Origin of the sequence: Kitasatospora sp. MY 5-36 (assembly GCF_001182915.1) — a bacterium.
GTDB lineage: Bacteria > Actinomycetota > Actinomycetes > Streptomycetales > Streptomycetaceae > Kitasatospora.
Genome location: NZ_LFVW01000674.1, coordinates 1 through 6082, shown reverse-complemented (window position 1 = coordinate 6082; position 6082 = coordinate 1). Strand labels below are relative to the sequence as shown.

General features: G+C 75.1%; 4 protein-coding genes and 1 pseudogene. 2 read left to right on the top strand and 3 right to left on the bottom strand.

The features are described from left to right. The 3 genes and pseudogenes from AE652_RS33315 to AE652_RS33305 form a co-directional block, all read right to left on the bottom strand. Positions 1 to 1271, bottom strand: a pseudogene (locus AE652_RS33315) (hypothetical protein); the annotation flags it as partial. Positions 1272 to 1388: 117 nt separating this feature from the next. Further along, positions 1389 to 2264, bottom strand: a complete 876-nt coding sequence (locus tag AE652_RS33310) for a hypothetical protein (RefSeq protein WP_049658421.1) — start codon at positions 2262 to 2264, stop codon at positions 1389 to 1391. A 91-nt stretch (positions 2265 to 2355) separates the two neighbouring features. Beyond that, entirely contained in the window at positions 2356 to 3894 is a 1539-nt protein-coding gene (locus AE652_RS33305) for a hypothetical protein (protein ID WP_369808353.1), read from the bottom strand. 185 nt (positions 3895 to 4079) lie between these two features. On the opposite strand from AE652_RS33305, the gene AE652_RS49335 reads away from it, so the two are divergent. Together AE652_RS49335 and AE652_RS33295 are read left to right on the top strand one after the other, a co-directional pair. Then, positions 4080 to 5132 (top strand): IPT/TIG domain-containing protein, encoded by a 1053-nt coding sequence (locus AE652_RS49335; RefSeq protein WP_049658419.1) that lies wholly within the window; start codon positions 4080 to 4082, stop codon positions 5130 to 5132. Positions 5133 to 5513: 381 nt separating this feature from the next. Continuing rightward, positions 5514 to 6038, top strand: coding sequence for a hypothetical protein (locus AE652_RS33295; RefSeq protein WP_049658426.1), 525 nt, complete (start codon positions 5514 to 5516; stop codon positions 6036 to 6038). Positions 6039 to 6082 lie beyond the last annotated feature (44 nt).

Sequence of the window (6082 nt, the reverse complement as noted above, 5' to 3'; positions counted from 1 at the left end):
ATGGCGGCGGCGACCCGGGCGACCCGGTCGGCGGCGGCGCGCTGGCGCAGCACCGCCTCGGCGGCCTGCCAGGCGGAGTGCAGGGTGCGGGCGTCGATGAGTTCGCGGCGCAGCGCGGCGGCCTCGGCGGTGGCCGCGGTGAGGCTCAGGGTGGCGTGCCGGTGGGTGAGTTCGTCGGTGATCAGGCTGTGCCGGGTGCGGTCGGCCTCGGCGGCGGTGACGGCGCTCGCGGCGGCGGCGACCTCGATGGCGAGGTCCTGGGCGCGGTCGCGTTCGGCGGTGGCGCGGGAGGCGAGGGCGTGGGCGAGGCGGCGGGTGCGGCGCTCGGCGGTGCGGTGGGCCTCGCGGACGGTCTCGCGGGCGGTGGTGGCCTCGGCGATGCGCTCCAGGAGGTCCAGCGAGCCGGCGGTGAAGTCGCGTTCGGCGGTGAGTTCGGCGCGGCGGCCGAGCTTGGCGGCGAAGCCGTGCACGAGGTCGGCGAGGCCGTCGGTGTCCCGGGTGTCGGTGACGGCGCGCAGCAGGAGGTCGGTGAAGTCGCTGTCGTGCTTGACCGCGAAGAGGCCGGCCGCCTCGCCCTCGTCGGCGTTCATCTCGCGCTGGTAGCGGAAGAGTTCGGGGTCGAGGCCGAGCTCTCCGAGGTGCTCGGTCCAGCGGTCGTGGCCGTCCTCGAAGACCAGGTCGAGGTGCGGGTGGGCCTTGCCGGCCTCGGTGAGGGCGTCGCGGAAGCCCTTCATGGTGCGGCGGCGGCCGCGGGCCTTCTGGTCGCCGGCCAGGCTGACCCGTTCGGCGACCGGCAGCGAGTCGAGGGTCAGGCCGGGGCCGGGGCGGAAGGAGTACCAGGTCTCGGCGAACTTGCGCGGGTCGGAGGAGACCTGGCGGCCGCGCCACTCGCTGACCTTGCCGACCACGATCGGCTCGCCGGTGACGGTGTGCTGCCACTCCAGGGCGACGTGGCCGCAGTCGTCGGCGAGCAGGAACTTGCGCAGCACGCCGGAGCTGGCGCCGCCGAGGGTGTTGCGGTGGCCGGGGAGCATGACCGAGAAGATCAGCTTGAGCAGGACGGACTTGCCGCCGCCGTTCTCCAGGAAGAGCACGCCGGCCGGGGCGGGGCGGCGGACCGGGCCGTCGGGTTCCTCGCCGAACAGGCCGATCTGCTGCGGGGCCGGGTCGGCGACCGGCTCGCCGACGCCGCGCAGGTCGAGCACCGTGTCGGCGTAGCGGGCGCCGGCCGGTCCGATCGAGTAGAGGCGGACCCGGTTGAGCTCGTACATGTGCGGCTGTTCTCCGTGGCTTGCGTGGCGTGAGGGATGGGCGGCGGGCCGGATCGGGGCGGGTGGGCCGGGGCCGGCGCGGTGGGCCCGGAGCGGGGGGGCTCCGGGCGCCGGGGCTCAGAGGGAGTGGAACGGCAGCCCCGCGTCGGCGACCAGTTCGTCGCCGGTGTCCGGCGGCAGCAGGCTGGCGGTGCCGTCGGAGACCGGGACGATGCCGAGGTCGAGCAGTTCGGCCATGGCCGCGCTGCCCGCCAGGTCGCGCACCTGGAGCTGGTAGCGGGCGGTGGTGCGGTAGGTGCCGCCGGAGTCGTCCGAGACCTTCTGGAGGAAGCCGGAGTCGACCAGGAACAGCACGGCCTTGGCGACGATGCCGATGGTGGAGCCGGAGAGCCGGCGGGCGTCCTTGGTGGCGCCGGTGGCGGTGCGCCGGGCCCAGACCCGCCAGGCGGCCTCCAGGCCGGGGGCGTCGGAGGCCGGGTCGGTGTTGGCGCCGTCCGCGTCGGCCTGCTCCTCCAGGCGGCGGCAGGCCTGGCGGACGAAGGAGTCGACGCCGTTGACGGTGATCCGGCCGAGGTAGCCGTCGTCGGCGAGGTCCTCGGGGCGCGGGAAGGCCATCGCGGCGACGGCCAGGTGGGCGAGGCCGTGCAGGAAGCGGTCGGTGGACTCGGAGGCGGCGCGGCGCGAGTAGTCGCCCATCCGGACGGCGAACAGCGAGTCCTCGGCGGCGGCCACGGCCATGCCGGCCCGCGGGGAGACCTCCAGGACGACCAGGCCCATGCCGGTCGCGATGGCGTCGGCGAGCCGGGCGAACGGCGGGTCCTCGCGGTGGCGGCGCACCAGGTCGGCGTACTCGGCGTCGCGGGCGGGCAGCAGCTTGGCCTGGAGGCCGAAGGAGACCAGTCGGGCGGCGTCCGCGACGTCGGCCGGGGTGATCGGCGCGGGGGCCGCGGGTTCGGTCTCGGCCGCCCAGGACGTGTCGTGGTGGGTCGTCACGGGCGGTGCTCCTCGGGGGTGGCGCGGTGGTTACGGTTCGTCATGGTTGGTCCCGGCGGGGTTGGTCCCGGCAACGTGTGCTCCCGGCCGGTCAGCCGGCGTCCTTGCGGTCGGCGGCCATGCCGACCGCGTCGAGCAGGGCGCTGCCGACGATCAGGTCGGCGCCGCCGAACTCCCGGTCGCGCAGCGGGGTGCCGTCGTCCACGGCGAACAGCAGCCGCTCCTCGCCCTGGCGGTAGGCGGTGCCGACCGGCGGGCTGGCCGCGTGCACGGCGAGCAGGGCGACCAGGTACGGCAGGTCCGGGTCCTGCTTGCGGGCGTCGGCGAGCAGGCCGGAGAGCCGGCGGGGGGCGTCCGGGGGCAGGTCGAGCAGGAGCATCGCGGACTCCAGCTGGGCCTCGGAGAACCGGCTGTCGTCCGGGGTGGCGACGAGGTCCGGGTCGGGCAGTTCGGCGCCGAGGTGCTCGCGCTCGACCGGCGGGGTGAGCAGCAGGTCGACCAGGTCGGCGACCCGCACCGAGACCGGGGTGCGCAGACCGGCGCCGCGGGCGAAGAACGCGCCGGTGGGGCGGACGGCCTGCTCTATCGGCAGCCGCAGCACGGGGGCGAGCAGCTGCCCGTAGAGGTCGATGCCGCTGCGGGCGCCGGGGGCGGCGAAGGCCTGGCGGTCCTGCTCGGCGCGGAACAGCGGGCCGGCCTCCAGCAGGCGGGTCTGGAGCTGGGTGTGGCGGCGGATGCAGTCCTTGACGATGTCGACCAGCTCGGCGGCGCGGCGCTTGTGCTCGGGGTCCTCGGCCTCGTCGCGGGCCTTGCGGATGTTGGTGAGAATCGCGTTCTCGTGCCGGTAGCGGTCCGCGATGTGGTCCAGCGCCTCCTCGATGAGATCGGGGATGGCGCGCATCCAGTCCACCGCCCGGACGTTGCGGCGGGTGGCGTCCAGGGCGCGGCGCAGCGTCTCGGCGTACTGGACGGTGCGGTAGCGGGCCTGCTCGGCGGCGAGCTGGGCGTCGGCCAGGCGGCCGCGGCGGATCAGCACCTCCAGCTTGACCTCGGCGGCGATCTGGGCCGAGGTGACGTCGGTGTCGAGCGCGCCGACCAGGACGTTGACCGCCTCGTCGGTGGTGCGCAGGTAGACGCCGCCGTCGGGGCCGGGGACCTCCTCGATCAGCTTGAAGTCGTAGTCGCGGCGGACGTACTCGCCGTCCGCGCCGAAGGTGCCGTAGACGGCGCGGAAGCCGCGGTCCACGCTGCCGACGTTGATCAGCGACTCCAGCACCCAGCGGGCGACCCGCTCGTGCTCGACGGCGGGACGGCCGACGGCCTGGGCGGCGACCCGGGGCAGCAGCCGGGCGAGCACTATCTCGCGGTCGGCCCCGGTGTCGAAGTCCATGTGCAGGGTGACCAGGTCGATCGCGGCGAGGCCGACCTCGGCCATCGCGTAGCCGCCGTACTCGCCGGCCAGGTTGACCTTGCGGTTGTCCAGGTCGTGCAGCGGGGCGGTGCAGGCCAGCGCCTTGAGCCGGCGGGCCAGGCCCTCGTCGGCGGCGGGGCCGGGCGCGGGGCGCGCGGCGGCCGGGCCGGCCGGGGGTCGGAGGCCGGGCTCGATGGGCGGGTCTGCGATGGCGGTCACGGTGGACAAGATTAGAGGTTCGCACCGAGTTCGACCGAAACGGACCTTGCGGGCGGGCGGAGCGGCAGGTGGGCGGCGGTTCGGGTGACGGATTCGGAACGTGGTTTCGACGGGATTCCGCCATTCCCGAACCGGTATTCGAGAAAACCGTGAGGGTCGCGCACCGGTTCGGTGATGATCGACCCATGATCACCCGACTGGCCAAAGCGGGCCTCGCCGCCGCGCTGTCCGTGACCACCCTCACCACCGGCGCCGTCCTCGCCACCGGTGCCACCGCCGAGGCCGCGACCCCGGCGGTCCCGACCTCCGCCCAGCACGTGACCGTCTCGCAGGGCGGGAACTACCCCGGCGGGTTCTTCACCACCGGAAACATGTCGGTGTCCTGGACCGTCGCCGGCACCACGGACCTGACCGGGCCGACCCACATCACCCTCGACCTGCCGCCCGGCGTCACCACCGACGGTGCGATGTTCTTCCCCGCACCGGCGGACTACACCTTCACCACCGCCCTCTCCCCCGACCACCGCCACCTGGAGGCCGTGTTCACCGGCACCCGGCCGGTCAGGAGCTACAACTTCATGAAGCTCAACCTGGCCACCACGCCCGGCGTGCCGATCGTCGGCGCGATCACCGCGACGGTCGCCAACCCGAACGACACCGACCCGACCGGGCACGTCTCCGGCTACGACCTCGGCAGCAAGAGCTCCCTGCCGGCGACCGTCCAGGCCGCCCCCGCCGTCACCGGCCTCGACACGGCCACCGGCCCGGGCACCGGCGGCACCGCGGTGACCGTCAGCGGCAGCAACCTGGCCAACGGCATGGTGCTGGTCGGCGGCGTCCCGGCCCCCGGCCGCTGCACCGACACCGCCTGCGCGGTGACCACCCCGGGCGGCACGGGCAGCGCCCCGGTCAGCGTGGTGACGCCCGGCGGCACGGCCGCGGCTCCGGTCACCTTCGACTACACCGGCGCCCCGCCGCCGGCCCCGGCCGCGCCGGTGCTCAGCAGCGTCTCTCCCACCTCCGGCCCGGCCGCCGGCGGTACCCGGGTGTACCTGTTCGGCAGCAACCTGACGTACGGGTCGGTGGCCTTCGGCGGGGTGCCGGCCACCCACGTCTCCTGCGGCCCGGCCGCCTGCACCGCCACGGCCCCGGCGGGCGCCCAGCCCGGGCCGGTGGACGTCACGGTCACCACGGCGGGCGGGACCAGCGCGCCGGTGACGTACACCTACACGGCGTAACGGCCGTACGCGGCGCACTGGCCGCCGTCGGTGCCCGGGTTCCGCGGAGCCCGGGCACCGCTGCGTTCGGGGCGGGGCAGTGCCGCCGCCGCCCCCTGCACGACTCCGGCCCGGGCCGGTGCGGCCCCGGCCACCCTTCCCGCCGACGCGACCGGTTCCCCTCCAGCCCCCGATCCGGCCCCGGCCCACCCTCGCGCGCCCCCGACCACCCTCCCGCCGACTCCGCCGGTCCCCGCCTGGGCCCTGCCTGGGCCCCGCCTGGGCCCCACCCACCCCGAAGGCTAGTTGAACACGTTCAAAAGATAGGTCTAGAGTCGGTTCCGCGCAGGCGGGACAAGGCTCCGCCTGCACTTCGGCATGCTCGGCATGGAGGTGTGCGAGATGGACGGCGACTCGGCGGTCATCCTTCGCAAGGTCCGACGGTGGCTCTGGTTCTTCCTGGTCTGCCTGGTGCTCAGCGGTCTCACCGCGTTCCCGCTGGAGACCGAGACCCGCTGGCTGGCGGACTTCGCCGCCGGCCCGGCCGCCCCGCTGAGCGATCACCTCCCCGGCGCGACGGCCTGGATCGACCGGGTCCACACGGGCGTCGCCGAGACCAACGCGCGGTACCCCTTCCTGGCCTACGGCACCGACTGGCTGGCCTTCGCCCACCTGGTGATCGCCGCCGCCTTCTGGGGGCCGCTCAAGGACCCGGTCCGCAACATCTGGGTGATCCGCTGGGCCGCGCTGGCCTGCGGGGCCGTCATCCCGCTGGCGCTGATCTGCGGCCCGCTGCGCGGGATCCCGCTGGCATGGCGATTCATCGACATGTCGTTCGGCGTCTTCGGCGTCATCCCGCTCCTGCTCGTACTGCGGGCGCTGCGCCCGCTGGAGCGCGCGTTCCGGGGGCCGGCGACCGCCGGTTGAGCCCGGGCGGCCCGCGCGCCCGGCTCGCACCCCGGCGCGACCCC